At 70.7% G+C, this 26,998-nt stretch carries 27 protein-coding genes; 7 read left to right on the top strand and 20 right to left on the bottom strand.

All coding sequences use genetic code 11. The annotated features are described in order from the left end of the window. Nucleotides 1–20: 20 nt before the first annotated feature. Together AB0M56_RS14500 and AB0M56_RS14495 are read right to left on the bottom strand one after the other, a co-directional pair. Complete coding sequence (locus AB0M56_RS14500; protein ID WP_364175258.1) at nt 21–1,499, bottom strand: 4-hydroxyphenylacetate 3-hydroxylase N-terminal domain-containing protein; 1,479 nt, start codon at nt 1,497–1,499, stop codon at nt 21–23. Then, nucleotides 1,496–2,059, bottom strand: a complete 564-nt coding sequence (locus AB0M56_RS14495) for a flavin reductase family protein (protein WP_364175255.1) — start codon at nt 2,057–2,059, stop codon at nt 1,496–1,498. The genes AB0M56_RS14500 and AB0M56_RS14495 overlap by 4 nt, the downstream gene beginning before the upstream one ends. Before the next feature lie 138 nt (nt 2,060–2,197). Between AB0M56_RS14495 and AB0M56_RS14490 the strand changes: the two genes are divergently transcribed. Together AB0M56_RS14490 and AB0M56_RS14485 are read left to right on the top strand one after the other, a co-directional pair. Continuing rightward, complete coding sequence (locus AB0M56_RS14490) at nt 2,198–2,734, top strand: MarR family transcriptional regulator (protein WP_364175252.1); 537 nt, start codon at nt 2,198–2,200, stop codon at nt 2,732–2,734. Nucleotides 2,735–2,825: 91 nt separating this feature from the next. Then, nucleotides 2,826–3,377 (top strand): MarR family transcriptional regulator, encoded by a 552-nt coding sequence (locus AB0M56_RS14485; RefSeq protein WP_220239102.1) that lies wholly within the window; start codon nt 2,826–2,828, stop codon nt 3,375–3,377. A gap of 81 nt (nt 3,378–3,458) precedes the next feature. Here AB0M56_RS14485 and AB0M56_RS14480 read toward each other — a convergent pair whose 3' ends face one another. Genes AB0M56_RS14480 through AB0M56_RS14470 form a run of 3 tightly spaced genes read right to left on the bottom strand, consistent with a single transcriptional unit; the run spans nt 3,459 to nt 5,804 of the window. Beyond that, nucleotides 3,459–4,223: an ABC transporter permease subunit gene (locus AB0M56_RS14480; protein WP_364175249.1), complete on the bottom strand. Its 765-nt coding sequence runs from the start codon at nt 4,221–4,223 to the stop codon at nt 3,459–3,461. Continuing rightward, nucleotides 4,213–4,980 carry an ABC transporter permease subunit gene (locus AB0M56_RS14475; RefSeq protein ID WP_364175246.1) on the bottom strand — a complete coding sequence of 256 codons (768 nt, stop codon included), beginning with the start codon at nt 4,978–4,980 and terminating at the stop codon, nt 4,213–4,215. Before AB0M56_RS14475 ends, AB0M56_RS14480 begins: the two co-directional genes overlap by 11 nt. Then, nucleotides 4,977–5,804, bottom strand: coding sequence for an ABC transporter ATP-binding protein (locus tag AB0M56_RS14470; protein ID WP_364175243.1), 828 nt, complete (start codon nt 5,802–5,804; stop codon nt 4,977–4,979). The genes AB0M56_RS14475 and AB0M56_RS14470 overlap by 4 nt, the downstream gene beginning before the upstream one ends. A 240-nt stretch (nt 5,805–6,044) precedes the next feature. On the opposite strand from AB0M56_RS14470, the gene AB0M56_RS14465 reads away from it, so the two are divergent. The 3 genes from AB0M56_RS14465 to AB0M56_RS14455 are packed head-to-tail and all read left to right on the top strand — an operon-like array spanning nt 6,045 to nt 9,162. Then, entirely contained in the window at nt 6,045–7,007 is a 963-nt protein-coding gene (locus tag AB0M56_RS14465) for an ABC transporter substrate-binding protein (RefSeq protein ID WP_364175241.1), read from the top strand. Between the two features lie 14 nt (nt 7,008–7,021). Continuing rightward, a complete protein-coding gene (locus AB0M56_RS14460; protein WP_364175238.1) occupies nt 7,022–7,957 on the top strand; it encodes an alpha/beta fold hydrolase in 936 nt (311 codons plus the stop codon). Between the two features lie 17 nt (nt 7,958–7,974). After that, the gene (locus tag AB0M56_RS14455; protein WP_364175236.1) at nt 7,975–9,162 is read left to right on the top strand and encodes an NAD(P)/FAD-dependent oxidoreductase; all 1,188 of its coding nucleotides are present in this window, start codon (nt 7,975–7,977) and stop codon (nt 9,160–9,162) included. A 3-nt stretch (nt 9,163–9,165) separates the two neighbouring features. On the opposite strand, the gene AB0M56_RS14450 is transcribed toward AB0M56_RS14455, so the two are convergent. The 7 genes from AB0M56_RS14450 to AB0M56_RS14420 form a co-directional block, all read right to left on the bottom strand. Then, nucleotides 9,166–9,486 (bottom strand): hypothetical protein, encoded by a 321-nt coding sequence (locus AB0M56_RS14450; RefSeq protein WP_364175233.1) that lies wholly within the window; start codon nt 9,484–9,486, stop codon nt 9,166–9,168. A 113-nt stretch (nt 9,487–9,599) separates the two neighbouring features. Next, entirely contained in the window at nt 9,600–10,400 is an 801-nt protein-coding gene (locus tag AB0M56_RS14445; protein ID WP_364175231.1) for a thioesterase family protein, read from the bottom strand. A 94-nt stretch (nt 10,401–10,494) separates the two neighbouring features. Continuing rightward, nucleotides 10,495–11,328 (bottom strand): amidohydrolase family protein, encoded by an 834-nt coding sequence (locus AB0M56_RS14440; RefSeq protein WP_364175228.1) that lies wholly within the window; start codon nt 11,326–11,328, stop codon nt 10,495–10,497. A 5-nt stretch (nt 11,329–11,333) separates the two neighbouring features. Then, nucleotides 11,334–12,371: an Ldh family oxidoreductase gene (locus tag AB0M56_RS14435; protein WP_364175225.1), complete on the bottom strand. Its 1,038-nt coding sequence runs from the start codon at nt 12,369–12,371 to the stop codon at nt 11,334–11,336. Next, the gene (locus tag AB0M56_RS14430) at nt 12,368–13,111 is read right to left on the bottom strand and encodes an MBL fold metallo-hydrolase (RefSeq protein ID WP_364175223.1); all 744 of its coding nucleotides are present in this window, start codon (nt 13,109–13,111) and stop codon (nt 12,368–12,370) included. The genes AB0M56_RS14435 and AB0M56_RS14430 overlap by 4 nt, the downstream gene beginning before the upstream one ends. Then, a complete protein-coding gene (locus AB0M56_RS14425; RefSeq protein ID WP_364175220.1) occupies nt 13,108–14,439 on the bottom strand; it encodes an MFS transporter in 1,332 nt (443 codons plus the stop codon). Before AB0M56_RS14425 ends, AB0M56_RS14430 begins: the two co-directional genes overlap by 4 nt. 35 nt (nt 14,440–14,474) lie before the next feature. Continuing rightward, nucleotides 14,475–15,545, bottom strand: coding sequence for an isocitrate/isopropylmalate family dehydrogenase (locus tag AB0M56_RS14420; protein ID WP_364175217.1), 1,071 nt, complete (start codon nt 15,543–15,545; stop codon nt 14,475–14,477). A 194-nt stretch (nt 15,546–15,739) separates the two neighbouring features. On the opposite strand from AB0M56_RS14420, the gene AB0M56_RS14415 reads away from it, so the two are divergent. Then, nucleotides 15,740–16,912: a citrate/2-methylcitrate synthase gene (locus AB0M56_RS14415; RefSeq protein WP_364175214.1), complete on the top strand. Its 1,173-nt coding sequence runs from the start codon at nt 15,740–15,742 to the stop codon at nt 16,910–16,912. A 7-nt stretch (nt 16,913–16,919) separates the two neighbouring features. Here the strand turns inward: AB0M56_RS14415 and AB0M56_RS14410 are convergent, their stop codons facing one another. Both AB0M56_RS14410 and AB0M56_RS14405 read right to left on the bottom strand, forming a co-directional pair. Then, nucleotides 16,920–18,764 (bottom strand): TIM barrel protein, encoded by a 1,845-nt coding sequence (locus tag AB0M56_RS14410; protein WP_364175211.1) that lies wholly within the window; start codon nt 18,762–18,764, stop codon nt 16,920–16,922. Further along, nucleotides 18,751–19,683 carry a shikimate dehydrogenase gene (locus tag AB0M56_RS14405; protein ID WP_364175208.1) on the bottom strand — a complete coding sequence of 311 codons (933 nt, stop codon included), beginning with the start codon at nt 19,681–19,683 and terminating at the stop codon, nt 18,751–18,753. Before AB0M56_RS14405 ends, AB0M56_RS14410 begins: the two co-directional genes overlap by 14 nt. Before the next feature lie 94 nt (nt 19,684–19,777). Between AB0M56_RS14405 and AB0M56_RS14400 the strand changes: the two genes are divergently transcribed. After that, nucleotides 19,778–20,434, top strand: a complete 657-nt coding sequence (locus AB0M56_RS14400; RefSeq protein WP_285968450.1) for a TetR/AcrR family transcriptional regulator — start codon at nt 19,778–19,780, stop codon at nt 20,432–20,434. A 5-nt stretch (nt 20,435–20,439) separates the two neighbouring features. Here the strand turns inward: AB0M56_RS14400 and AB0M56_RS14395 are convergent, their stop codons facing one another. From AB0M56_RS14395 to AB0M56_RS14370, 6 genes are all read right to left on the bottom strand, one after another. Next, on the bottom strand, nt 20,440–21,204 hold the full coding sequence (locus AB0M56_RS14395) for an N-acyl homoserine lactonase family protein (protein ID WP_364175205.1): 765 nt from the start codon (nt 21,202–21,204) through the stop codon (nt 20,440–20,442). After that, complete coding sequence (locus tag AB0M56_RS14390) at nt 21,201–22,553, bottom strand: MFS transporter (RefSeq protein ID WP_364175202.1); 1,353 nt, start codon at nt 22,551–22,553, stop codon at nt 21,201–21,203. Before AB0M56_RS14390 ends, AB0M56_RS14395 begins: the two co-directional genes overlap by 4 nt. A gap of 221 nt (nt 22,554–22,774) precedes the next feature. Further along, on the bottom strand, nt 22,775–24,712 hold the full coding sequence (locus AB0M56_RS14385; protein WP_364175199.1) for a prolyl oligopeptidase family serine peptidase: 1,938 nt from the start codon (nt 24,710–24,712) through the stop codon (nt 22,775–22,777). A 9-nt stretch (nt 24,713–24,721) separates the two neighbouring features. Then, on the bottom strand, nt 24,722–25,999 hold the full coding sequence (locus AB0M56_RS14380; RefSeq protein WP_364175196.1) for an amidase family protein: 1,278 nt from the start codon (nt 25,997–25,999) through the stop codon (nt 24,722–24,724). 10 nt (nt 26,000–26,009) lie between these two features. Further along, nucleotides 26,010–26,216 carry a hypothetical protein gene (locus AB0M56_RS14375; RefSeq protein WP_364175193.1) on the bottom strand — a complete coding sequence of 69 codons (207 nt, stop codon included), beginning with the start codon at nt 26,214–26,216 and terminating at the stop codon, nt 26,010–26,012. A 9-nt stretch (nt 26,217–26,225) separates the two neighbouring features. Then, nucleotides 26,226–26,990 (bottom strand): putative hydro-lyase, encoded by a 765-nt coding sequence (locus AB0M56_RS14370; protein WP_364175717.1) that lies wholly within the window; start codon nt 26,988–26,990, stop codon nt 26,226–26,228. Between the last annotated feature and the right edge of the window lie 8 nt (nt 26,991–26,998).

Here is a 26,998-nt window from a genome sequence, read left to right as displayed (position 1 = left end):
CCGCGGTCTGTCTGCCTCGCTCAGGTCTGCACGGTCTCCGTGCCGCCACCGAGGTCGTAGCCGGCCAGCGCGCCGTCCACGAGGGCCTCCGCGCGGGCGAAGTCGTAGATCTGGCTCATGCGCGACTTCACGAGGAAGGGCGCGCCCGCGTAGAACATCTCGTACTGTTGGTGGCGGCTCGCGAACTCCGAGCCGACGAGATCCCACACGAGCTTGAGCAGCTTCACGCGCTCAACGGTCGGGTGGCCCGGGGACTGCACGTACCGCTCGAAGTCGGCGCGCGCCTCGGGGTTCTCGAAGTCGGCGGCCGAGGACGGCAGCTGGATCACGCCGCCGCCGACGAGGTCACGCACCAGGTGCAGCAGCTTCGGGTAGAAGTCCGACTGCAGCGTCATGGTCGCGTAGCACTCTTCGCGGCCGGGCCAGGCCACGCCCTTCTCGTCGAGCTCGCAGTTCTGCTCCTGCGCGTAGACGAGACCGGACACCATGGCCGCGTGGGCGGCCAGCTCGCCGAGCACCCCGCGCACCGGCGGGAACTTGTCCGAGCCGTTCATGCGCGCCACTCGCAACGCCAGGCCCGCCAGCAGGTCCAGCTTCACGGAGAAGCGGATCTGGGCCTGGTTGTTGCCCAGCAGGTGCGCCGGCGTGCGGCTCCACTGGTCGCTGGTGATCTGGCGGTCGCGGAACACGAACACCTTGTCCCACGGCACGAAGACGTCGTCGAACACGATGAGCGAGTCGGTCTCGTCGAAGCGCGTGGCGAGCGGGTAGTCGTACACGCTCGTGGCGGCTTCGGCGTAGCTGCGGCGCGAGTAGATCTTCAGGCCTTCGGCGCCGATCGGGACGGCGACGGAGATCGCCTGGTCCTCGTCACCCGGCTGCAGCGGCACGATGCAGCTGAGGATGAGGTAGTCGGAGATCGCCGCGCCCGTGCCGAGCATCTGCGCGCCGGCGATGACGATGCCGTCCTCGCGCTCCTCCTTGACGCCCGCGTACAGGTGCGGGTCGGCCTGCTGGTGCGCGGGCTTGCTGCGGTCGATCTGCGGCGGCACGATCGCGTACGAGCAGTAGAGGTCGTTGTCGCGCACGTATTCGTAGAACTTCGTGACGTTGTCGGCGAAACGCTGCTCGCCCGCCGCGAAGACGTCGGACCGGCCCGCCCAGCCGGCCAGGAAGCCCGCGACGTGCTCGGGCCCGCGGCCCATGAGGCCGAAGGTCGCCTCGGCCGTCTTGCGCAGCGCGACACGGCGGCGGCGCAGGTCGTCCTCGCCGCGCGGGATGAGGTACGACAGGTTCACCGGGGCGCCGGTGGTCGGGGACGGGAACGTCATCTCCGCGGCGTTGGCCGGGTCGTGCGCGACGTCGTACACGCGCGCGATGGACTCGACGGCCCCCTTGAACGCGGGGTGTGCGGCGACGTCGGAGACGTATTCGCCGTCGACGAACACTCGCCGGTTGTCGCGCAGTCCTTCGACGTAGTCCTTGCCGGAACGCGTCACGCCGATTCCTCCAGTGCGATCGGTAGCGGCCGGGGCCGCGGGTGGTGGACTCCTGCCTGCAGCTGCCGGTAGCGGCCGCGGAAGTGCAGGAGCGGTTCGTGGTGCGGCAGCGCCGAGCTGAGCCCGATGCCGCCGACTTTGGCGATGAGCACGGCGTGCGTGCCCGCTTGCACGTCCTGGTCGATTTCGCAGTCCAGGAACGCGAGAGCGCCCGCCAGCGCCGGGCTGCGCCAGCCCTCGTGGTCGGTGAGCCATTCCTCGGGCAAGGACTTGTCGGCACCCGGGCGGGCACAGTGGTCCGAGATCTCGCGGGCGGGCGAGCCGAGGATGTTCACGCCGAACCGGCGGGTTTCGGCGATACGCTCGTAGGTGCGGGTGGAACGGTTGACACAGACCAGGATCATGAGCGGATCGACGGACACCGACGAGAACGCGGTGGCGGTCATGCCGAGTGGGCGACCGGCCGCGTCCCAGAGGGTGATGACGTTGACGCTGGCCGCGAAAGAGCCGAGCGCCGCTTTGAATCCGCTGGGATCACTGTCCGCGGGGTGCAGAGCCATGGGGTGACCTCCTGGGCCAGAAGGCTAACAAGAATACCTTACTTTAGTCAACTAAAATGGTGCGACGTATGATCGCCGGGTTCACTCGCCGCCGCGCTCGTCCGAGAGGCCGTGCTCGTCCGAAGGGAAGCCAGCCGCATGAACGACGCAATGCGCGCCTACACGAAGTGGGCCGACATCGGCGACGCCAAGCGCAGCCGTGAGTTCCAGGCGTACGTGAAGAACATCGCCGACGCGCGCTACGTGACCCGCCGCGTGCTACGGATAGTCGACGAGCAGGCGAAGACCCACGGCCTGGAACCGCTGCTGCACCAAGCACTCCTGCAGGTCTACGGAACCGGCGAGGCCCACGGCATCACCGTGAGCACCCTGGCCGCCAGGCTCGACGTGGCGGCCGCGTTCGCCTCGCGCATGGTGCGCCGGCTCGAAGAGCTGGGCCTGGTGACCCGCGAGGCGTCGGAGAGCGACCGCCGCGCGACCAACGTCGTGGCCACCACCGCGGGAGCCGAGAAGCTCGCCGAGATCGACGACGAGGTGCACCACAGCATCGCTTTCCTGCAGCACCAGCTCAACGAGGACGAACGCCTGTCGGCGCTGTCGATCTTCGCCTTCTACGTGGGCCTCGACCCGGACTCGGCCATCGCGGAAGCCATCCGCGCGGCCGCTGATTCCTGAGCCTTGCCTGATATAGTGTCCTCAGGTTATTGACCTGGAGATGTAATCGACGGATGCCGTCGTCGAGGACACTGCGCGGAGGGGGATCACGGTGGAGGACGGGACCGCTGAGCTACTCGCCCTGTGGGGCAAGGGCGCGGTCGCGTCGAGCGACCTCGACTTCGCCAACCACGTCAAGGCGATCGCCCACGCGCGCTTCGTGCTGCGCAAGATCCTCCGGCTTCTCGACGAGCAGGCGATCGCCGGCGGCCTCCAGCCGCTGCAGCACCAGGCGCTGCTGCAGATCTTCGGCGCCGAGGACCCGCTGCCGGTGAACAAGGTCGCCGACCGCCTCGACATCGCGCCCGCGCTCGCGTCGCGCCTGATCCGCCAACTCGAGGAGAAGGGGCTCGTGCACCGCGCCCGCATCCCCGACGACCGCCGGGTCATCGCCGTGCACGCGTCGGAAGCCGGCATCGAGGTGCTGCGCACCATCGACAACGCCGTGCACCACCACGTGAACCACTTCCAGCGCCAGCTCACCGACGAGGGCAAGTTCGGCGCGCTGGCCACGTTCTCGTTCTACCTGGGGCTGGACTCGGACCCCCGGCTGGCGCTGCTGCTCACCGCGGCCGGGCACCACGCGCACGCGCACCACCACTGAGGCACCTGCCGGACAACCCGGGCATGGAGAGAGGCTCCGGCCCGGGTGCGTCCACACCGGACCGGAGCCTCCCGGTCTCGATCAGTTCTGCGGGCGATACCGCAGCAGGAACCCCTCGATTCCCGACACGAGCATGTTGATCACGAGCGCCACCAGCCCGACCACGACCACGAGCCCGTAGACCTGGGCCGACTGGAAGTTCTGCTGCGCGGTCTCCATGAGCTTGCCCAGCCCGGACACCTGCGTGCTGATCTCGACCACGAGCACCAGCACCAGCGTGAGCGGCGCCGCGATCTTCACGCCCAGCAGCAGTCCCGGCACGATCGCGGGCAGGTGGATCTTGCGGAAGGCCGCGAACTTCCCGAGCCGCAGCGTCGAGGCCACGTCGGAGAGGATCACGTCGGCCGCCTTCGCCGACTGGCGCACCTGCAGGAGCACGGGCCACAGAGCACCGAAGACCACCACGTAGAGCTTCATCGACTCGGTGTAGCCCACGAGCAGCACGGCGAGCGGCACGAGCGCGACCCCCGGCAGGAACCGGAAGTACTCGAGGATCGGGCCGAGCAGCCGTTCCGCGAGCGGGACGTGGCCGATGAGCAGGCCGAGGACCGTGCCGAGCACGGTCGCGGCCAGCAACGAGATCACGAACGTCTCGAGCGTGGCGAGCAGCCCGCCCAGCAGCGCGCCGCCGGAGGTGAGCTCCCACGTCTGACTGAACCACTTCGCCGGAGGCGGGAAGAACGTGCTCGTGCTGTCCCCGATCACCTGCCACAGCACGAGCAGCAGCGCCAGCGGCAACAGGCCCCGCAGGGGCGCGACCCCGGACTTGCGGGTTTTACGCGGCATCGTCGGCTCCCCCGGCGGCTTGACGGGCACCCGGCACGAACCGGAGTGTCCACACGAGAATGAAGTTGAGCACGATGCCGAGCACGCCGGTGAGCAGGATGTAGGAGAACATCGCCGCCGGGCGCAGCGACTGCTGCGATTGCACGAGCGCGTAGCCGATGCCCTCGGGGTCGCCGACGATCTCGGCGACGATGGCCAGCACCAGCGCGGCCGAGAGGCTCAGCCGCAGGGCCACGATGATCTTCGGCAACGCCGTGGGCAGCGCGAACTTGACCACCTTCGCCACCGGCGAAAGACCGAGGGTGCGCGCGAGGTCCTGGTGCACCGGGTTCACACCGCGCACGCCGTCGATCGTGCTGATCGCCACGGGCCAGATCGCGACCCACGCGGCGATCACGATCTCCATCTCCACGGTCTGCGCCAGCAGGATCACCACGATCGGCACGAACGAGATCGCGGGCAGCGCGCGCAGCACCTCCACCGAGGCCATGCCGTAGGTCCACGCGGGACGGACGAGCCCGAGCAGCAACCCCAGCAACAGACCCAGCACGGAGCCCAGCGCCCAGCCGCCGAGGCAGGCGGCGAGCGTGTGCCCGGTGTTCGTCATCAGCTCACCGGACGACGCGAGATCCACTGTGGACGACCAGATGTCCGACGGTGCCGGGACGTTGTCGTACGGCAGCAGCCCGGCCGACTTCACCAGCTGCCACAGCAGGATCACGGCCACCGGCACCGCGAACCCGATCAGGCGCCTCATTCGACCCCCGCATCATGCGCCTCGGACTCGGCTTTGAGCGCCTCGTACACGCGGTGCCGAGCGGCGAGGTAGGCCGGGAGCTCCTTCGTGGCCACCTGGTCACGCGGGCGCGGCAGGTCGATGCGCAGCTCGCGCCCGACCGTGGCCGGACGGCCCGCGAGCACGAGCACGCGGTCGGACAGGTACACGGCCTCGTCGATGTCGTGGGTCACGAACACGACCGTCGCGCCGGTGACCTCGGCGACCTTGAGCAGCTCGTCCTGCAGCTGTGCTTTGGTCATCGCGTCGAGCGCGCCGAAGGGCTCGTCCATCAGCAGCACCTCGGGGCGCATCACGAGCGAGCGCGCGATCTGCACGCGCTGCTGCATGCCGCCCGAGAGCTGCCACGGGTAGTCCTTGCCGCGGTCGGCGAGGCCGACCAGCTCGAGCGCCTCGCGGACGCGTTCGTCGCGTTCGGACTTGCTCGTGCGGCCTTCCAGGCCCAGCGCGACGTTGCGCTCCACCGTGCGCCACTGCAGCAGCGACGCGGCGTAGTTCTGGAACACGATGCCGACGCCGGCGGGCGGACCGGTGATCTCCTTCCCGCGGAACCGCACGGACGAGCCCTCGCCCGGGACGAGGAGCCCGGCGAGGATCCGCAGCAGGGTCGTCTTCCCGGTGCCGGACGGCCCGAGAATGCTGAGGAACTCGCCTTGGGCACAGGAAAAACCGACATCCTCGAGCACTCGCAGCACCTTGTTGCGCGTGCGGTACTCGACGAAAAGCTTCGAACAGGAAAACGCATCCGCCGTCTCGGTGGCCGGCGCGGTGGCTTCTACGGTCACGGGATCGGGACCTCCTTCAGGGCTGGCGTTGGCCATGATGGGCGCCTAACCTTCCACACGTCAATGACTTGAGTAGTGCTTTTTGGTCTGCGATCCAGCCTTAACAAGTCTGTTACCAGTGTCCTGAGCTGGACAGTTGAGAGATTAGCTAACCTGAGTTACTGTCTCTGCTCAACTACTTCGGATAGTGAACTTCTCCCCGATCCCCCACCCGTTCCCCCAAACTCCCACGGAGGCGTCATGAGGGGCACCCGCATCACCGCCCTGGCCACCGCACTGCTCGCGGGCGCGCTCGCCGTGTCCGGCTGCAGCGGTTCGAGCGGCTCCACCTCGTCGAGCGACGGCACGATCCGCGTGGCACTGAACAACACCAACGACTCGCTCGCGGTCGTCGTCGCCCAGCAACAGGGCTTCTTCACCAAGCACGGCATCAAGGACGTCAAGACGACGACCCTCAACGACATCACGCTGGTGCCCTCACTGCTGAACAAGCAGTACGACCTCGGGTTCAGCGTCGCGCCGATCATGCTGCGCGCGTCTTCGTCCGGCGTCCCGCTCGTGGCCGTGTCGGGCAACAACGGCGACTCGCCAGAGGACCAGAGCGTGCAGATCTTCGTGCGCCCGGACATCACGGACGTCAAACAGTTGCAGGGCAAGCGCATCGGCTCGCCGACGCTCACCGGCAACATCAACATCGCCACGAAGGCGTGGCTGTCGAAGAACGGCGTGGACCCCGCGGCCGAGCAGTTCGTGCAGGTACCCACGCCGAACATGATCGACGAGCTGAAGGCCGGCCAGGTCGACGCCGTCGAGGTGATCAACCCCTTCATCACCGTCGGCAAGCAAGCCGGGATGCGCAGCCTCGGCGACCCGGAGCGGGCGCTGAGCCCGAACTACCTCGGCGGCACGTACTGGATCGCATCGAAGGACTGGACCTCGGCGAACCCCAAGCTCGCCGACGGGTTCAAGGCGGCGCTGCAGGACGCGGCGCAGTGGATCAAGGCCAACAACGACAAGGCCTACACCGCGCTGGCCGCCTACACGAAGGTCACGGCCGAGCAGGCGAAGAAGTCGCCGCTGGGCGAGTTCACCACCGAGGTCTCGCAGGACGACCTGAAGATCTGGGGCGACGCCATGAAGCAGTTCGGCGGCTTCGGCGGCACGGTCGACTACAGCAAGCTCGTCTACACCGGCTCGAAGTGACGGGAGCACCACAAGTGTCCACTGAGGACAGAACAGCGGCGGCGGTCACGTACCGCCCCGCGGAGACCCCGGAGTCCCTGCTCGACTTCCACGCTCCCGACGGCGTGTCGCTGCAGTACTACGAGATCACCTCGCTCGACGGCCGCTCCGGCCCGGCCGCGCACCTCGTGCCGGCCGAGCCGCTGCCCGACGCGCCGCTCGTGCTGAGCGTGCACGGCAGCGGCGGCAGCATCGGCAGCCTGCCGGTGCGCACGCTCGCGCTGGGCCTCAGCGGCCGCGGCGTGCCGGTGCTCGCGATCAACACCCGCCAGTCGGGCGACGCCGTGAACACCGACAGCTTCTACGCGACGGTGCGCGACATCGAGGCGGCGTTCTGGACAGCGCGCTCGCTCGGATACTCGAAGATCGTGCTGCACGGCCACAGCCTGGGCACCTCGCAGGTCACGTACTTCGCTGCCACGCACTTCCACCGCGAGATCGCGGGCATCGCGCTGACCGGCATGTTCGCCGATCTGCCGTGGAAGTCGCGGCACTTGCTGATCAACGACGAGGCCACCTACCGCGCGCTCACCGAGGAAGCCGTGGCGGCCGTGCAGGCCGGCGACTTCGGCCGCACGCTGGCGACGAAGATGTCGTGGCTCGGCGGGCGGTCGATGTCCGTGACGGCGCAGCACTTCCTCACCTACCGGCGCACGGGCACCGCGGGCGCGCGCAGCATCGAGTGGATCGCCCGCGTGCCGAACCCGATCCTCATGGTGCGCGACCAGCACGACACCGTGATCCACGACTTCGAGCCCGGCTGGCTGGAGGCGGCCCTGGAGCAGGGCATCTCGCCGTCGGTCACATCGGTGTCGCTGCCCTCGCCGGAAGGCACGGAAGGGCACCGCTTCGACGGCTCGGGCGAGTCGCTGGTGGACACCGTGGCCGGCTGGCTCGCGAAACTCGGCTGAAAGGAACTGACGAAGACATGGGACAGAGCGTGGTGGTCGTGGGCGCGGGTCCGGTGGGCGCGGTGTTCGCGCTCGCGGCCGCTCGGCGGGGGTTCGACGTGACGCTGCTGGAAGCGGAGCAGGCCGTCGAGGACGCCCCGCGAGCCGCGACAGTGCACCCCTCCACCCTGGCGATGCTCGGCGAGCTGGGCCTGATGGACGACGTGGTCGCCCGCGGGCTCGTCGCGCGGTACTTCGATTTCTGGGACCGGCCGGAGCGCTCGCTCATCGCTCGGCTCGACCACGATGTGCTGCGCGACGTGACGCCTTACCCGTTCGTGGTCCAGATCGAACAGCACAAGATCGTGAACATGGTGCTGGAGCGGCTGTCCGGAGTGGACGTCCGCTTCGGCGCCGCGGTGACGGGCGTGACGCAGGACGGGGATTCCGCCACCGTGCACACGTCCGAGGGCCCGGTGACCGCCGACTACGTGATCGGCGCCGACGGCGGGCGCAGCACCGTGCGCAAGGCGCTGGGGATCGAGTTCGAGGGCTACACGTGGCCCGAGCGGTTCCTGGTGCTCACCACGCTGTTCGACTTCCAGTCCGAACTGGACTGCAGCTACCGCAACTACTGGGCCGACCCGCGCGAGTGGGTCAACCTCTTCAAGGTCGCCGGCGACGATGGCAAGGGCCGCTGGCGCGCCGTCTTCCCCACCACCGTGGGCGAAACCGACGAGGAAGCCGTCGGTGACGAGGGCGCGCGAGCCCGGCTTTCGGGCCTGGCCCTCTCAGCGAACCCGGCGGACCAGCTCGTGCACCGCAAGCTGTACAACGTCCACCAGCGCGTGGCGGCCAGCTTCCGCTCCGGCCGCGTCTTCCTGGCCGGCGACGCCGCCCACGTCAACAATCCGATCGGCGGCCTCGGCCTCAACTGCGGCATCCACGACGCCGTCGAGCTGGCCTCCTCGCTGCACGCGTTCGCCTCCTCGGGCGACGAATCCGTGCTCGATCGCTACGACCTGCGCCGCCGCACGGTGAACATCGAGTTCGTGCAGCAGCAGACGGTGACGAACAAGCGCCGACTGGAGGAGAAGGACCCGGTGCGGCGGAAGGAACGGCTGGCGGAACTCGCGGCGCTGGGCGACGATGCCGAGTTGGAGTTGAAGTTCCTGATGAACTCGTCGTTGCTCAACAGCGTGGCACGGGCCGAGTCGCTCGGCTGAGGCTCAACCTCGGGCTTTGTTCACTGCGGCGACGAAAGCGCTCACGCGCTTTTCGTCGCCGTAGCCGTATTCGAAGACATTGCCAGGCAACTTGTCCGCGAACAGCGGCACGTCCGTGACGATCGCGGAGGAAAGGGCCGGTGCCGTGAACTCCAGCCGGCCGCGCTTCCACGCCGTGGCCTGCTGGTGATGGAACCCGGTGAGACTGCGCACCGGGAACTCGTACTTGCGATCCGAGCCCGACACGCCGTACTTGACCGCGATCTTCAGCGTGATCTTCCGGCCGTCGAAGTCGATCGAACGGCGTCTTCCTCTGATGTGCACCGCGCCCTCCCCTGGTCCAGACCTTTCATCCGATCACAGGGGAAGGCGTCTGCCGGTGGTCCGGACGGCGGCACTTCGGCGGCCGAACGTCCCAGCGTGAGGTGAAACGAGCGTCAGCCGAGGCGGATACCGGCGAGCTGGGTGCCCTGGGCGACCAATGTGCCGGTGCTGTCCCAGACGTGGCAGGACTCGTCGACGCGGCCGTCGGTGATCAGGTGGGCGCGGTGCAGCACGCGGAGCGGGCCGGGGGCCGGGCGGGCACGGACGTAGGCGGTGAGCTCGAGGGTCGGCACCCAGCCGCTGGCCGAGATGTCGAACGTCGCGGGCGGGAAGGCGTCGACGGCGAACAGGAGGCTGATCGGGTCGAAGGGTTCGCCGCCGGGGAGGGCGAGGCGGCCCAGGAGTTCGCCGCGGCCGGACGGTCCGTCGGTGAAGACGCGGGCGCTGTCGGGGTCGAGGCGGACCTCGATCTCGTCCATGATGGCCACCGGCAGGCCGAGCGGCGTGGTGCCCGGGACGCGGAACGTCGATTCGATGTCCGGGCGCGGGTCGGGCCGGCCGTCCTGCCAGTACACCTCGCCTTCGGTGAGGGGGCCGACGGTGAACAGGGCCTCGACGGCCGTCTTGCCGTTCTGGACGAGGCGGCCACGCACCTGGCTGGAGCCGCGGCCGGTGCGCAGCGTCTCGATCTCGACCTCGGCCGGGCCCGGGTCGGGTGAGCGCAGGTAGTGGGCGCTGGCGGCGAGCACGTCGGAGTGCTCGCGCTCGACGACGGCGGCGCGCGCGAGCAGCGACAGCAGGTAGCCGCCGTTGGGCTTGCCGCCGATCGTCCACTGCGGGCTGATGTCCGCGTCGAAACCACCGGGCGACCGCCGTTTGACGGCGGACACCGCGGCGAAGGTCGTCGTGCTCACCGGGACCGCCTCCTCGCCGGGCAGAGGGTTGTTCCGCGCAACTTAGCTCGCCCGGCTCCTGCGTGCCCGTCGAGTGAGACGGAAACCACCCCGGTCAGAACCCGTACAACCCGACCGGGTTGTCGACCAGGATCCGCCGGCCCACGTCCGGGCCGGTCCATTCGAGCAGGCGGGCCAGGGCCCGCGCGTCGTCGATCGGCTCGAACGGCTCGACGCTCAGGCGGTTGCCCGAAGTGCGCGGCCGGCCCCCGGTGTGGGGCCAGTCGGTGCCCCACAACAACCGGTCCGGGGCGGCGGCCGCCAACGCGCGAACCAGCGGCGCGACGTCCGCGTGGTCGAAAGCAGTGGAAATCCGGTGCGGCGCAGAGAGCTTGACGTACGCCGCACCGGATCGCAGGAGGTCGGTCAGCTCGGGCAACTCGGGCTGACCGAGGTCGGGAGAAGCGAGCGCGAAGTGGTCGAGGACGACCGGCACCGGCAGCCGCGCGAGGTCGTCGGCGAGCGCCGCGACCACGGACAGCTCCGTGAACACCTGCAGGTGCCAGCCGAGGTCCGCGATGGCCGCCGCGGTCGCGCGCAGCGGCGCCAGGGCCACGGCCGGGTCGTCGACCGCGAACGTCGCCAGGTTCACCCGCGCCCCGCGCACCCCAAGGGCATGCCACTCCCCCAGCGGCGCCGGAGCGGCGGGGTCGAACACCACCACACCCCGCGCCCGGTCGCCCCGGACGCGCAGCTGCGCGAGCAGGCACGAATTGTCCGTGCCGTACGGGCTCGGCTGCACGAGCACCGCCCGGCTCACGCCGAGCCGCCAGTGCAGCTCGTCCAGCTGCTCGCCGCTCGCCGGGCCGGGCGTGTAGGCCCGGTCCCCGGCGTAGGGGAACCGCGGGTCGAAGACGTGCACGTGACAGTCGCACGAACCCGAGGGCACCACCGTCACCGCACGGCGCCCGCGAACTCGGACAGCCGGGCCAGCACGCCGTCCTCGACCGGCACACCGTCGCGCAGCTGCCGGTGGTAGCGCGCGAGCTCGAACTCACCCGGCAGCCGCACGGGCTGCGCCGGGTCCGCGGGCGGCGTGGTGCGCAGGATCCCGGCGAAATCGTCCATCCGGGACGCCAGCTCGGCGCCGGGCACGAGCTTCGACGCGTCGATCAGGAAGAACACGTGGCCCAGATTCTGCGGCCGCTCCGGGTCGACGCTCCACGAGCTGATGCGCGTGAGGTACCCGGCACCGGAGAGTACGCCGGCGAACAGGTCGACCATCACCGACAGGCCGTAACCCTTGTGCCCGCCCAGCGGCTGCAGGAACCCGTCCAACGCGGCTGCCGGATCCGTCGTCGGTTTGCCGTCGCGGTCGGTGGCCCAGGTGTCCGGAATGGACTCCCCCGCCGCCGCGGCCGCGCGGATCTTCGCGCGCGCCGCCACGCTCATCGCGATGTCCAGCAGCACCGGGTCACCGCCGGGCGTGGGCACGCCGATGCCGAGCGGGTTGTTGCCCAGCCGCGCCTCACGGCCGCCCCACGGGGCGATCGTGGTGGTCGCGTTGCTCGCGATGATCGCCGCGAACCCCTGCTCCGCCGCGCGGAACAGGTACGGCATCACGGGCCCGAAGTGGTTGCTGCCACGCACAAAAGCCGCCCCCAGGCCGGTTGCCCGGGCCGAATCCAGCGCCGCGTCCAGCGCGCGCGAGCCGACCAGCGGCCCGATGCCGTTGGCACCGTCCACTCGGGACAACGCCGGCGCGACCTGGTCCACCGCCACCTTCGCGTGCAGGTCGACGCCGCCGAGGCGCGCGCGGTCGAGGTACTGCGGGATCCGCGCGACGCCGTGCGTGCGGATGCCGAAGAGGTCGGCGAGCACCAGCACGTCGGCGACGCGCGCGGAGTCCTCTTCGGACATCCCGTTCCCCGCCAGCGCGCGGGCCGCCAGCCCGCGCAGGTCCTCGGCGGTGATCTGGGTGTCGCCGGTCATCGGTGCTCTTCTCCTTCGGTGAGGTCAAACTCGGTGGTCGCGACGAGGTCTTCGCCGAACCACGAACGGATCCCGGCTCGCCGGGTGTCCGTGTAAACAGGACGGTCGTGCCACAGCATCGGCACGTCGTGGCCCGGCACGAGCAGCGTGTCCGGGTGTTCCCGCCACAGGGTGAGGATCTTGCGCAAAGACGCGCGGCTCGCGTCGCGGTCGAGCGTCATGTCGACATCGCCGCCCAGCAGCTCCGCGCGGTTCTTCGCGGCATCGCCACTGAACAGCACGGAACCTGCCACCCGGAACACGAGCGAGCCCGGCGTGTGCCCGGCCGCGGCGAACGCCTCGACGCCGGGGAAGAGCTCACCGTCTTCGCTCACCCGCCGCGTCCGCGGGTTGCTCGCCAGATCGGCGGCGTACAGCTCGGGCAACGGGTCGAACCCCGGCTCGCGCCCCGCCGCCCACTCCAGCTCCGCCGCGCCCACCCACACGGTGGCCGAGGGGAAGAGCAGGTAGTTCGCGGCGTGGTCGTAGTGCGCGTGCGTGAGCAGGATGTCGGTGACCTCGCGCGGATCCACGCCGTGGCCGGCCAGCCGCTGCGCGAGCAGAGAGCGCATTCCGAACGAGCCCGTGTCGGCCAGGATCAGCCGCTCGCCGTGGCGCACGAGCGTGACGCTGCTCCAGCCGAGCCCGCCGTGCTGGGTGCTCTTGCCGGGATAACCCTGGGTCAACGGAAGGATGTTCACCGCGCCTCCGGGGACACCGTGTCGGTGGCGGGGACGACAACCTCGTCGTGGTCGAACGTACGCCGCGCGCGGAACGCGACGATCGCCGTCACCAGGCCGAGCACGGCCAGGTACACACCGAGGCCGTACGGGCCGCCGGTCACGTCGTTGAGCCACACGCCGATGATCGGGCCCGTGCCGCCGAACACGGCCTGCGCCACGTTGTAGGCGAGCGCCCCCGCCGTGACGCGCACGGCCGTCGGGAAGATCTGGCTGATCGCGAGCAGCGCCGGCAGCGCGAGCAGACCCTTGCAGGCACCGATGAGCGCGCCGCCGGTGAACGCGCCGACCCCGCCACCCGCGGCGAGCGCCAGCGACGGCACCGCGAGGATCGCGACCACGAGCCCGGTCAGGCTCAGCGCCTTGCGCAGCCCGATCTTGTCCGCCACCGGGCCCATCACGAGCGTGCCGGCGATGACGAGCACGTTGCTCACGATCGTCGCGTTGTAGGCCTCGGTGCTGTCGAGCTTGCCGACGTTGATGAGGAACGTGGTGAGGAACGACGTGATCGTGGTGCTCAGCAGCGCGTAGCTCGCGGTGCAGACGATGAAGATGACGATCGGCACCCAGTGCAGCCGCAGGGCGTCGCGCAGCGGAGTGGCGGCGGCCTTCGCCTTCTCGCGCGCCTTGACCAGCAGCTCGAACTCCGGGCTCTCCTCGACCTTCGAGCGCAGGTACACGCCGAACGCGGCCAGCGGCAGGCCGACGAGGAACAGGATGCGCCAGCCGAACGTCTGGTACTCGTCCTTCGTGAGGATGCTCGAGAACACCCGCGCGAGCAGCGATCCACAGAGGATCCCGATGAACGTGGTGGCGATCAGCGTGCTCACGTTGCGGGCGCGCCTCGCGGCCGGGCTGTGCTCGAACACGAAGCTGATCGCACTCGCGTACTCGCCGCCCGCACCCATCGACTGCGCGAGGCGGCAGACGAGCAGCAGCACGGGTGCCAGGAGGCCGATCTGCGCGTAGGTGGGCAGCACACCCATGAGCGCGGTGCCGAAGCACGTGAACAGGATCGAGATCGACAGCGCGCGGCGGCGGCCGTACTTGTCGCCGATCCAGCCGAAGAAGATGCCGCCGATGGGGCGGGCGATGTAGCCGAGCGCGAACACGGCGTAGGTGTTGAGCAGCGCCACGGCGGGATCGTTGCCGGGGAAGAACTTCGCGGCGATGATCGTGGCGACCACGCCGTAGACGCCCCAGTCGTACCACTCGGCGAAGTTGCCTGCCGACGCCGCGATGATGATGCGGCGCCGGCGGGCGCCGGTGAACTCGAGCTCCGTGTTCATGACGGGTGTTTCCGTTCTCTTCATCGGGAAAGGAGTCAGGTGAGTCGCGCCGCGACGGCTTCCGCGACGGCCTCGGGACCGCCCGTCGCCGAGCCGTCGGGGCGGATGCCGATGTCGCCGGCCTCGAGCGCGCCGGCGACGGCCGCGCGCACGAGGTCCCCCTCGGCGGCGTGGTGCAGGTGGTCGAGCATCATCGCGGCGGCGAGGATCTGCCCGATCGGGTTCGCGAGACCCTTGCCGGCGATCGAGGGCGCGCTGCCGTGGATGGGCTCGAAGTACGCGCTGACGTCGCCGATGTTGCCGGAGCCGCACAGCGAGATACCGCCGACGGTCGCGCCACCGAGGTCGCTGAGCACGTCGCCGAGGAAGTTCTCCATCACCAGCACGTCGAAGTCGCCGGGGCGCAGCACCAGGGCCTGGGCCGCGGCGTCGGCGTAGAGGACCTCGGTCTCGATGTCCGGGAAGCCGGCGGCGACCTCGAAGAAGATCTCCCGGAACAGCGCGTGGCTGCGCAGCACATTGCTCTTGTCCACGCAGGTCACGCGGTGTTTGCCATCGCTGGGCGCGCCGCCGCGGGCCGCCGCGAGCTCGAACGCGCGACGGCAGATTCGCAGCGTGCCCTCGCGGGTGGTCATGAGCGTGTCGGACACGGCCCAGCGGTTGCCGACGCCCTTGCCGCGTGAGGCGTAGAGGCCTTCGGTGTTCTCGCGGACGATGACGTAGTCGATGCCGCCGGCCTTCACTCCGCCCAGCGCCGACGTGACGCCGGGCAGCAGCAGCGCGGGGCGGACGTTGGCGTACGCGTCGAGCCCGATCCGCAGGATGCCGCCGAGCAGGCCGGCCTCGGTGCCGTCCGGGAACCGCACGTCGGGCAGGCCGACCGGGCCCTTGAGCGTGGCCGCGACGGCCGTGCGCAGGTAGTCGAGGTCTTCGGGTGAGCAGGCCACGCCGGTGCGGCGGTAGGTGTCGGCGCCGGCGTCGACGTCGGTGTAGCGCAGTTCGAAGCCGCTCTTGGCCGTGACCGTACCCAGCACGGTGAGCGCGGCGTCGACCAGCTCGGGACCGATCCCGTCCCCGCGGATGACGGCAATGTCGTGAACCTGCACTGGCGCTCCACCTCGGAAAATCAATACAATCAACATTGAGAGTCAACATTGACGAGAACGACGAGACCGTAGGCCTGTCCGGAATCCGTTGTCAACCCGATGTTTCTGTTCCGTGACAAGCATCAGTGGTCACTAGACTCGCCGCGAATCGTCAACGCGACACGAGATCGCCGGAAGAGGAGGGGTCATCAGTCGTGAGCACCGACACTGAGGTGCTGTCGATCGCCGAGGCAGCCGACGTCCTCGGGGTCAAGCAGAGCACGGTGTACGCCTACATCAGCCGTGGCCTGCTGAAGCGCCACCGGCTCCCCCGCGACCGGCGCAGCTGGCTCTCGCGCAGCGAGGTCGAGGGCTTCGGGCAGCGCAAGGGCACGCGCACGCTCCTGCACGACGACGAGCCGGCGGTCTCGTCCGACACCAGCCAGGTCGCGCGCCTCGACGGTGACACGCTGCTCTACCGCGAGCGTGACGCCGTGGAGCTCGCACGAACGGCGTCGTACGAAGAGGTGGCCGAGCTGCTGTGGGAGCAGCCCGACGTGGCGCCCGCGCGGGACCTCGAACCGGAGCTCGTCTCCGCCATCCGCCGGCTGCAGGACACGATGCCGGCCGACAGCCTGCCGCTCGACCGGCTCAAAGTCACCGCGACGCTGCTCGGCGCGCGCGACTCGTTCCGCTACGACCTGTCCGTGCCGTCGGTGCTCTCGGCGGCGCGCACGATGGCGCCCGCGTTCGTGGAGTCGCTGCCGCAGCCGGGCGCGGTGTGCGAGCGCGGCCGGCCCATCGCGGAGCGGCTGTGGGGCCGGCTGACGGCGGAACCCGCGACGCCGGAACGGATCGCGGTGCTCTCGGCCGCGCTGGTCCTGCTGGCCGACCACGGCCTCGGCCCGTCGACGCGTGCCGTGCGCGAGGCCGCGGCCAAGGCGGCGGACCCGTATTCGGCCGTGCTCGCGGGCATGAGTGTCGCGAGTGGACTGTTGTTGGGCGGTGGTTCCTCACTCGCTGTGCAGGCGTGGCTGGGTGATATCGCCTCGCCCGCCTCCGTTTCGCGGGTGCTCGAACAACGCCTCCTGCGCGGCGACCGGCTGTCCGGGTTCGGGCAGCCTAGGTACCGCAGTGCCGATCCACGCGCGTCGGAGCTGCTGCGCCTGCTCGCCCAAGCGCCCGCGGACCCCGAACGGCTCGCGATCGTCGGGGCCGCCATAGACCTCGTCCGCCGCCGGCGCGATCTCGAGCCGAACGTCGAGTTCGCGTTGGGCGCGTTGTGTTTCGTGCACGGCATGGCCGAGGGCGCCGGTGAGGCAGTGTTCGTGATCGCGCGCACGGCGGGGTGGATCGCGCACTCGCTGGAGACCTACACCGTCCGGTGAGGACGCCTCAGGCGAGCCGGCTGCGGCGGTGGGCGGCCATGCGGACGGGCGCGTTGACGGCGCCGTAGCCGGCATAGCCGTCGAGGCGTTGCAGGACCTCGAAGAACACGCGCCCGCCCAGGATCTCGGTGAAGAAGTGCAGCAGGACGCCGTGTTCGTCGCGGTCGTAGAGGATCGAGTGGGCACGCAGGGCTTCGAGCAGGTCCGGCGGCGGGGCCAAGCGGGCGTCGAGGTCGTCGTAGTAGTTACCGGGGATCGGCAGGAGCGGGGCGCCGAGGTCGCGCATCGCGCGGGCGCTGGCGAGCGCGTCGGCCGTGGTGAAGGCGATGTGCTGCGGTTCGCGCACGCCCGGGGCCCAGTCGCCGCGGCGCAGCAGGGCGGAGTCCAGGGCAATGCGCACGGTGCCGCCGCTGACCGTGCGGCTGCGCACCAGGCCGAACGGCGCGGCGAACTCCGTGACCGGATCCGGTTCGAGGCCGAGCACCGCGCGGTAGAACAGCGCGGCCTCGTCGAAGTGGTCGAACGGCTGCGTCAGCGACACGTGGTCCACACCCGTCACTCCGGCATCGACGGTTTTTCCCGCCACGGCGGCGAAATCGTCGAGCCAGCTGTCGCCGGGACCGGTGCGGCAGAAAAACACCGAGGTGCCGTCGGGCGCGGCGACCGCGGACAGGTCGGCCTCCCCCACGCTGTGCGTGCGCGGCAGCACCGGCGCGAGCAGCCGCTGCGCACGGTCCGCCGAGGTCACCGGGTCCGCGCTCTCCACTCCCAGCGCGGCCACCGAGGCGCTTTCGCCGGCCGCTTTGCCCGAGGCAGTGTCGGAAACTGTGGTGGGCGAAGCGGAGTTCACGAGAATCCGCGCTTCGCCCTGCTGCCACAGCGCCACGGGTTTCGTCCGGTGCTGCCCGACGTGCGCGAAACCGAGTGCCGCCAACGCCTGCCCGACCTCGGCACCGGCAGTGGCGATCTCCGTGAACGCGTGCCCGCTCAGCGCCGGTGCGGCCGGCAACGTCGTCGCGCCGAGCGATTCCTCCAGCGCCAGCAGCGATCGCATGGCGTCGACGGCCGCCGGGCCGGGGTCGGCCTGGCGGAACACGTCGTTGAACACCTCCAGCGACAGCGGCCCGTCGTAACCGGCCGCAAGCACATGGCCGGTGAAGGCCGTGAGGTCGAACGCGCCCTGGCCCGGGAAGAGCCGGTGGTGGCGGCTCCACTGCAGCACGTCCATCTCCAGCCGCGGCGCGTCGGCCAGCTGGAGGAAGAACAGCTTCTCCCCCGGGATCGTCCGGATCGCGGCGGGATCACTGCCCCTGGACAGGATGTGGAAACTGTCGAGGCACAGCCCGAGCGCGGGGTGCGCGGCGCGGCGCACGATCCGCCACGAGTGCTCGTAGGTGTTCACGAACCGGCCCCACGCCAGGGCTTCGTACGCGATCCGCAACCCGCGCGCGGCGGCGCGCTCGGCCAGCGTGTGCAGTTGTTCGGCGGCGAGATCGTCGTCGTCGACCGCGTCCGGGGACACCGAGGAGCACACGAGCATCGTGTCCGCGCCGAGCTGCTCCATCACGTCGAACTTGAGCTCCGCGCGGCGCAGGTTCGCCGCGAGCACGGCGGGAGCCACGGCCTCGAAGTCACGGAACGGCTGGTAGAGGTCCACCGACAGGCCGAGGTCCGCGCAGTGCTCACGCACCTGCTTCGGCGACCACGGCGAGGCGAGGAGGTCGTTCTCGAAGATCTCCACGCCGTCGAACCGGGCGGCCGCGGCGGCGGTCAGCTTGTCCTCCAGCGTTCCGGACAGGCAGACGGTGGCGATCGCGCGACGGAACTCAGTCCGCGCTTCAGTCGAGGACATCGGCAGGTTCCCTTTCCCCTGGGGCGGCGAGGCGGTCGAAGTGCCGTCGCATGCGGGCGGCGTCGGGTTCGGCGCCGGTGAACAACGCGAGCGCGTCGGCGGCTTGGAACACGGCCATCCGGCCGCCGTCGAGCACGCGGCAGCCGCGGTCGGAGGCGACGCGCACGAGCTCCGTCTCCAGCGGCCGGTACACGACCTCGGCGACCCACAGCCGCGGGTCCAGCAGCTCGGCGGGCAGCGGCAGGCCCGGGTGCGCGGCCATGCCGACGGGAGTGGCGTGGACCAGACCGTCGGCGGTGGCCAGCGCCGACGCCACCGAGCCGCCGACCGAAGCCCGCTCAGTACCGAAGCGCGCTTGCAGTGCCACGGCGAGCGCCTCGGCCCGCGTGGGGTCCAGGTCGAGCACCCGCACGCGGCCCGCGCCGAGTGTCAGCAGGCCGTGGGCCACGGCCGCGCCGGCGCCGCCTGCGCCCAGCAGCACGACGGAGCCCAGCGGCACGCCCGGCAGTCCCGTTTCGAGGCCGCGCGCGAAACCGGACCAGTCGGTGTTGTGCCCGGCCGCCGTGCCTTCCCGGAACACCACGGTGTTCACGGCGGCGAGCGCGGCGGCGTCGGCCGACAGCTCGTCGAGGTGGTCCAGCACGACCTGCTTGCACGGGTGCGTCACGTTGAGGCCGGCGTAGCCCGCGGCGCGCGCGGCCGCCACCACGTCGCCCGCAGCGCTCGCGGGCAGGCCCCAGTCGTCGAGGTCGAAGCGGCCGTAGGCCAGGCGCACGCCGAGCCGGCGCGCCTCGGCCTCGTGCAGCGGCGGGCTCAGCGACGGGCCGATGCCCGAACCGACGAGCCCGGCGAGCACGGTGCCCGGGCCGGAGCGGCGGGCGTGCTCGCGGACCGCGTCCACGACCGTGGCTGGGTACACAGGTTTCCTTTCGACAGGCCGGTGGTGCCGGGCGGGTTCGCGGTGAAGCGGCCTACAGTGGGACGAGATCCGTCGGGAGGGAGAAGGGACGTCCGTGGCCGCACCGTCGCCGGAAGACGCCGCCGGGAAAGACCGCACCCGCGACGCCGAGCGGACCAAGGCCGAGATCCTCGACGTCGCCGCCGCGGAGTTCGCCGAGAAGGGCTACGACGGCGCCCGCGTGGAGGAGATCGCGGCGAAGACCCGCACCACCAAGCGGATGATCTACTACTACTTCACCAGCAAGGACCAGCTCTTCGTCACCGTGCTGGAGCGGGCCTACACGGTGATCCGGTCGCTGGAGCAGGAGCTCGACGTCGACCACCTCGACCCGGTCGACGCGATCCGCCAGCTCGCCGAGCTCACCTTCGACCACCACGAGTCCCACCCCGGCTTCGTGCGGCTGGTGAGCATCGAGAACATCCACCGCGCCGAGCACATCGCGCGTTCCACCACGCTGTCGACGCTCGCCAACCCGGCGCTCGACGTACTCACCCGCATCCTCGAACGCGGCCGCGCGGCCGGGCTCTTCCGCGAGGACGTGGACGCGCTCGACGTGCACATGGCCATCAGCGCGTTCTGCGTGTTCCGCACCGCGAACCGCTACACGTTCAACGCGATCTTCGGCCGCGACCTGCTCGACCCGGCCACGCGCGAGCACCACCGGCGCATGCTCGGCGACCTGCTCGTGAGCTACCTGACCGCGAGCTGAGGCCTTCACGCGATCCTCGCGATCCGGCCCGACGGGTGTGTCGGGTAGCGGTCGAGCACGCGGGGGTCGTGGCCCGGCAGGAAGATCCCCGAAGGCCCGGCCAGCTCCCGGATGCGGTCGAAGCCGCTGTACACCCCGGTGGTCGAATGCAGCAACGGCGCGGGGAGGTCGGCCTCGAGGTTCTCGTAGAAGTGGCTGGCATCGGAAGCGACCACGACCGGGCCGGCCGCGGTGGCGATCCGCACCACCTGCGTGCCGGCGGTGTGCCCGCCGACGAGGTGGACGCTGAGGCCGGGCACGACGTCGGCGTCACCGTCGACGAGCCGCAGCCGGTCGTGGGCCCGGAGCCGGTGCAGCTCGACCTCGTCCAGCAGCCAGTGTTCCCGCGTGATGCGCTTGGCCCACGGCCCGGTCCAGTAGTCCATTTCGGACTGCTGCACGACGTGGGCCGCGTCCGGGAAGGCGCTCGCCCGGCCGGCGTGGTCGTAGTGCAGGTGGGTGAGCACCACGTGGTCCACGCCTTCGGGCTCGACGCCGAACTCCGCGAGCAACTCCACCGGGTCGGTGTACTCCAGTCCGGGCACTCGCGCCGCGCGCTGCGGGCGCATCCCGGCGTCGACGAGCACCGTGTGCTCCGGTGAGACGGCGAGCCACACGTAGTACGCCGTCGGGTGCGGCTCGGTGGAATCGGTGCGGTAGCCCAGGAAGTGGTCTCCGCGGACGCCGTCGCGCCGGGCGTAGCACAGAGCGTGAACCTCGAACGTGCTCACTGCTGGACGCCGACCTCACTCGCCTGCCGCGCCGGCGCGTTCTTCAGGCCGAGCAACGCGGTCGGGACGCGGTAGGTCTCGCGGCCGGTGGCCACGGCGATCGCGTTGACCACGCACAGGCCCGCGGTGAAGATCGCGACGCCGAGCCACGCGCCCCGCCCGTCACCGGCGACGGCCGCCGCCACGCTCGGCAGGAAACCGCTGATGGCAAAGCCGATCTGCGTGCCGATCGCGGTACCCGACAGGCGCACGCGGGCCGGGAACATCTCGCCGTAGAACGAGGGCCAGATGGCGCTCGTCGCGGTGTAGACGATGCCGAACATGCCGATGCCGAGGACGAAGATCCACAAGTAGCTGCCGGCGGCGATCGCGCCGAGGTAGCCGAAGATGAGTACCGCGCAACCCAGCGAGCCCGCGATGAAGATCTTCTTGCGGCCCTTGCGGTCGGACAGCTTGGCCCACAGCGGGATCGAGATCACCGCCGCGACGTTGGCGAGCACGCCGACCCACAGCATCGGCGTTTTGCTCAGCCCCACCGTGTTCACTGCGTAGCTCAACGCGTAGACGGTGAAAATCGTGCTGACCGACGCGATGAGCGCGGCGACGATCACGCGCAAAACGTCGGCCCAGTGGTCGCGCAGCAGCACGGCGAGCGGCAGCCGGACGACCTCGCCGGCCGCGACCTCCTCGCGGAACACCGGCGTCTCCTCCACCGAGCGGCGGATGAAGTACCCGACCGCGACCATCACGGCGCTGAGCCAGAACGGCACGCGCCAGCCCCACGACAGCAGCGCGTCCTGCGGCAGCGCGGCGACGGGCAGGAACACCGCCGTGGCCACGATCTGGCCGGCCTGGGTGCCGCTGAGGGTGAAGCTCGTGTAGTACGCGCGGCGGTGTTCCGGCGCGTGTTCGAGGCTCATCGAGTTGGCGCTGGCCTGCTCGCCGCCGGCGGAAAGCCCTTGCAGCAGCCGCAGAACGACGAGCAGCACCGGCGACGCGACACCGATCGCCTCGTAGCTTGGCAGGCAGCCGACGAGCACAGTGGACAGGCCCATGAGCAGCAATGTCGCGATGAGCACGCGTTTGCGGCCGAACCGGTCGCCGAGGTGGCCGAGCAGCAGCGCGCCGAGGGGACGCGTGACGTAGCCGACGCCGAACGTGGAGAGTGCGAGCAGCGTGCCCGCGGCCGGTGAGGACGCCGGGAAGAAGATCTTGCCGAAGACCAGCGCGGCCGCGGTGCCGTAGATGAAGAAGTCGTAGTACTCGAGCGCGCTGCCGATCCAGGCGGCGAGCGCCGCTTTCGCGGGCCGGCCCGCGGCGGGCGCCGCTCGATCTGCTCGACCGTTCACGTTTGTCTCCTCTGCGGTGCACCGTTGCCTCGCCCGACGGCTAATGTACCGTGCGGTTAATTAGAGAGAGTGAAGGGCGCACCCGAGGTTGTCAAGGACGAGTTTCGACACAAGATCGACTCCGTCCGGGCGCGACGGACCGCGGAGTGATCCTTTGTGGAGGGTGCGCGAAACGCACCGGAAACCCGTGATGGCCAGTGGTTTCCGGCGGGCCGGGAGCGCTACGGCCGGAGGTTCTCCACCTCGACCAGCTCGATGGCCTCACCTTCGGGGAGGTCGAAGCCGAGGATCTGGCTGTAGAAGCTCAGCTCCGCGTCGAGGGCCCGGCGGATGTTCTCGGCGCGGCGGAAGCCGTGCTGCTCGCCTTCGAAGAGGAGGTAGGCGACGGGCACCTTGCGCGAGCGCAGGGCGTCGACGATGAGCTCCGACTGGTTGGGCGGCACGACGGGGTCGTCGGCGCCCTGCAGCACGAGCAGAGGCCGCGTGAAGGCGTCGACGTGCTGGATCGGCGAGCGGTCGAGGTAGACATCGCGCAGCTCGGGGTACGGGCCGATCAGGCGGTCGAGGTAGCGGCTCTCGAACTTGTGCGTGTCGGCAGCCAACGCCTGGAGGTCGGCGACGCCGAAGAGATCGGTGCCGGCGGCGAAGGGCGTGTCAGCACGCGAAAGGGCAGCCAGCACCGTGTACCCGCCGGCCGAGCCGCCCCGGATGAGGAGCTTGTCGCCGTCGACGCGGCCTTCGGCGGCGAGCCAGCGGACGGCCGCGATGCAGTCGGCGACGTCGAGGATTCCCCACGTGCCGTGGAGTTCCTCGCGGTAGGCGCGGCCGAAGCCGGTGGAGCCCGCGTAGTTCACGTCCACGACACCGAACCCGCGACTGGTCCAGTACTGGATACCCGCCGACAGCACGGGAACCGCGTGCGACGTCGGTCCACCGTGGACGACCACGACGACCGGCGGCTTCGACCCCGCGGGACCCTCGAAGTCCGGGTTCACGGGCGGGTAGAACAACGCGTGGGACACGCGCTCGCCCGACGGGAAGTCGATCGCCTCGGGCGCGGACACGTACTCGGCGCCGATCCCGGTGTCGCGGGGTTCGCGCACGGTGGCGACCTTGCCCTCGGCGGTCAGCGTGTACACGCTCGGCTCGGCGGTGGGCGAGCCGGCGATGAGGAGCAGCTCGTCGCCGCCGGCCGGGCGCAGCGCGCTGATCGCGGTGAACGGGGTGTCGAGGTCGGTCACGGTGCCGTCCGGGCTCGCGAGGGCGAGCCCGTCGATGCCGCCGGACCAGCGGGCGAACACCACCCGGTGGTCGGCCAGCACCACGTACCGGCCCGTGCCCAGGCCCCAGGCCGGCACGCCGATCTCGGCGTCGAGCACGACCACCGGCTCGACGGTGCCGCTCTCGCCGAGCCGGTAGAGGTTCCACCAGCCGGTGCGGTCGGACAGGAAGTACAGCGTGCCGTCGGCGTGCCAGCGCGGCTCGGACACCGACTCCCCCGGCCCGCCCGCGACCACGGTCTCCTCGCCGGTGGCCAGGTCGCGCACGCGCAGCTCGGTCGAGTCCCACGGCATGTTCGGGTGGTCCCACGCGACCCACGCGAGCTTCCCCGCGTCGGGCGAGAAGCGCGGGCTCGCGACGAAGTCCGGGCCGGACACGAGCACCTCGGGCTCCGTGTTCCCGGTCAGCAGCACGATCTCGTTGCGCACGTCGGCCGCGCCCCGGCTCGTTTTCGGGTGGTGCTCACGCACCACGGCCAGGCGCGTCCCGTCGGCGGTCAGGTCGCCGTCGGCGTACCGATCGCCGCGCGGGACCTCGGGCTCGGGGGTGACGGCTTCCGGCTCACCGTCGCGGCCGAGGCGGTACAGCCGCTGATCGGCCCAGTTGGCGAACCACACCACGCCGTCGCGCACCCACCAGTCGGCCCCGCCGTACTCGTGCACCGACGTCCGCGCCCCGAACCCCTCCGGCAGCAGGTCGGCGGTGCTCCCGTCGGCTTCCCGCCGCACGAGCTGCACCCGCCCACCCTCCGCCGGCCTCGCCTCCGACCACACCACGGCCCGCCCATCGGCGCGCACATCCGTGACGCGCACGGCGCTCTGCGTGATCAGGTCGGCGGTGAACGGTGTGGCCCAGGAACCGAACTCGGAGATCTGCACGGCGCCACGCTAGCCGATCTCGCGTGTCTCGTCGGCCGTACTGCACCGACGGCCGCGCGACAATGCCGGATTGACCACCGACGGCGCGCGCCGCAGCTGGGTGGCCCGTTCGAACGCGTAGCCGAGGGCGAGGAGCAGCGGTTCGCTCCACGCCGGGCCGAGCAGGGTGATGCTGAACGGCCGGCGGTCCGCCGCGCGGTAGCCGGCGGGCAGGGCCAGCGAGGGGTATCCCGCCCGGGCGCCGAGGCTCGCGCCCGGGTAGCCGGCGAACAGCAGGGCCGCGAGGGTTTCCGACTGCAGCAGCGAATCGAGGCGGTCCTTGCTCTCGGCGAGGTCCTGCGCGCGGTCGGCGAGGTACTTGCGGGTGTCGGCGCTGCCGGGTGCGTGGTCCTTGGCCTGCGCGGCGAGTGCGCGGGTCTGGCCGAACTTGAGGGTGGCCGCGGAGTGCGCTTCGTTGAAGCCGATCAGGTCGGCGAGCGAGCGGCACGGCGCGTCGTCGGGCAAACCGGACAGATAGGTGTCGAGGTCGCGCCGGAACTCGTAGGTCAGCACCGATGAGCCGTCCTCGATGCCGCTTCGCGTGTCGAGTTCGACGGGCACCAGGGTCGCACCCAGGTCGCGCATCGCCTGCGTGGCGTTGTCCCAGAGGGTCCGATTGTCGCCCGCGGGAGCACTGCCCAGCACGACGCCGATCCGCCGGCCCCGCAGGGCCTGGGGGTCGAGGTCGACGGTGAAGTCGTGGTCCACCAAGGGGTTCGCGGCCGTCGCGGGGTCGCGCTCGTCGCGCGTGGCGAGGACGGTCAGCAGCGCGGCCACGTCGGCGACCGTGCGGGCGAGCGGGCCCGCGGTGTCCTGGCTGGCGGCGATCGGCACGAGCCCCGTGCGCGGCACCAGCCCGACCGTCGGCTTGAGCCCCACCACGGAGTTCGCGCAGGCCGGCCCGAGGATCGAGCCCGACGTCTCCGATCCGACGCTCAGCGGTGCGAACCCCGCCGCCACCGCGACGGCCGACCCGGAACTCGACCCGCTCGGCGTCTGCGTCACGTCGTACGGGTTGAGCACCTGGCCACCGAGCGAGCTGTAGCCGCCGGGCATGCCGACGGTGAGGAAGTTCGCCAGCTCGGTCAGGTTGACCTTGCCGAGGACCACGGCGCCCGCCCGGCGCAGCGCGGTCACCAGCGGCGCGTCGGCCGCCGGGTACGAGTGCTCCAGCGCGAGGGAGCCCGCGGTGGTCGGCATCCCGAGGACGTCGATGTTGTCCTTCAGCAGCACCGGGATCCCGGTCAAGCGGCCGCCCTCACCCGCGAGCAACCGCTGGTTCGGCCGCCTGCGCGTCGGCCAGCGCGCCGGGGTTCAGCGCGCGCAGCGCGTGCAGCGCCGGGCCCCGCTCGTCGAGTGCCGCGATGCGGTCGAGGCACGCGCGGGCGAGGGCCACGGCGGACAGCTGCCGGGTATGGAGCAACTCCGTCAGCTGCGCGACGGTCACCGTCTCGAGGTCGAGCACGGCGAAGTCTCACACGGCGTACGTGTAGTCCGGCACGTCGGTGACGAACATGTACCCCGGCGCGTGCGTGATTGCGAACGGCGGCTTCGACCGCATGATCGCGGCCTGCGGGGTCACGCCGCACGCCCAGAACACCGGCACCTCACCCTCGCGGATCTCCACCGGGTCACCGAAGTCCGGCTTCGACAGGTCCTCGATACCGAGGGCTTCGGGTGCTCCGATGTGGACCGGCGCGCCGTGTACGGACGGGAACTGGCCGGAGATGCGCACGGCGTCGGCGACGCGGTCGGCGGCGATCGGGCGCATCGAGACGACCATGGGGCCGCTCAGGCGGCCCGCGGGGGCGCACTCGCGGGAAGTCTTGTACATCGAGACGTTCTGGCCCTTGCTGATGTGGCGAACCTCGATGCCCGCGGCGACCATGGGCGTCTCGAACGTGTAGCTGCAGCCGATGAGGAACGTGACGAGGTCGTCGTTCCAGTACTCCAGCACGTCGTCCGGCTCGTCGACCAGCTCGCCGTCGCGCCAGACGCGGTAGGCGCCGAGGTCGGTGCGCAGGTCGGCGCCGGGCGCGAGGTCGGTGTGGGGGCTGCCGGTGTCGGTGACGCCGATGATCGGGCACGGCTTGGGGTTGCGCTGGCCGAACAGGAGCGCGTCGTAGGCGTACTCGCGCGGCACGATGATCATGTTGGCCTGGGCGTAGCCCGGCGCCCAGCCGGCGGTCGGCACGCGCAGGCCGCCGCGGAAGGCTTCGCGGGATTCGGCCGGGCTCAGAGCGGGGG

Source organism: Amycolatopsis sp. NPDC051372, from assembly GCF_040682095.1.
GTDB lineage: Bacteria > Actinomycetota > Actinomycetes > Mycobacteriales > Pseudonocardiaceae > Amycolatopsis.
Note: the sequence above shows the minus strand (reverse complement) of the source record. Positions and strands in the feature narration are given on the sequence as shown.

Coding starts and splice junctions, on each gene's coding strand:
- AB0M56_RS14410 (WP_364175211.1), bottom strand. CDS start 18,764: ATGTCCTCGACTGAAGCGCGGACTGAGTTCCGTCGCGCGATCGCCACC.
- AB0M56_RS14425 (WP_364175220.1), bottom strand. CDS start 14,439: ATGAACACGGAGCTCGAGTTCACCGGCGCCCGCCGGCGCCGCATCATC.
- AB0M56_RS14490 (WP_364175252.1), top strand. CDS start 2,198: ATGAACGACGCAATGCGCGCCTACACGAAGTGGGCCGACATCGGCGAC.
- AB0M56_RS14465 (WP_364175241.1), top strand. CDS start 6,045: ATGAGGGGCACCCGCATCACCGCCCTGGCCACCGCACTGCTCGCGGGC.
- AB0M56_RS14455 (WP_364175236.1), top strand. CDS start 7,975: ATGGGACAGAGCGTGGTGGTCGTGGGCGCGGGTCCGGTGGGCGCGGTG.
- AB0M56_RS14475 (WP_364175246.1), bottom strand. CDS start 4,980: ATGAGGCGCCTGATCGGGTTCGCGGTGCCGGTGGCCGTGATCCTGCTG.
- AB0M56_RS14480 (WP_364175249.1), bottom strand. CDS start 4,223: ATGCCGCGTAAAACCCGCAAGTCCGGGGTCGCGCCCCTGCGGGGCCTG.
- AB0M56_RS14495 (WP_364175255.1), bottom strand. CDS start 2,059: ATGGCTCTGCACCCCGCGGACAGTGATCCCAGCGGATTCAAAGCGGCG.
- AB0M56_RS14435 (WP_364175225.1), bottom strand. CDS start 12,371: ATGACCGGCGACACCCAGATCACCGCCGAGGACCTGCGCGGGCTGGCG.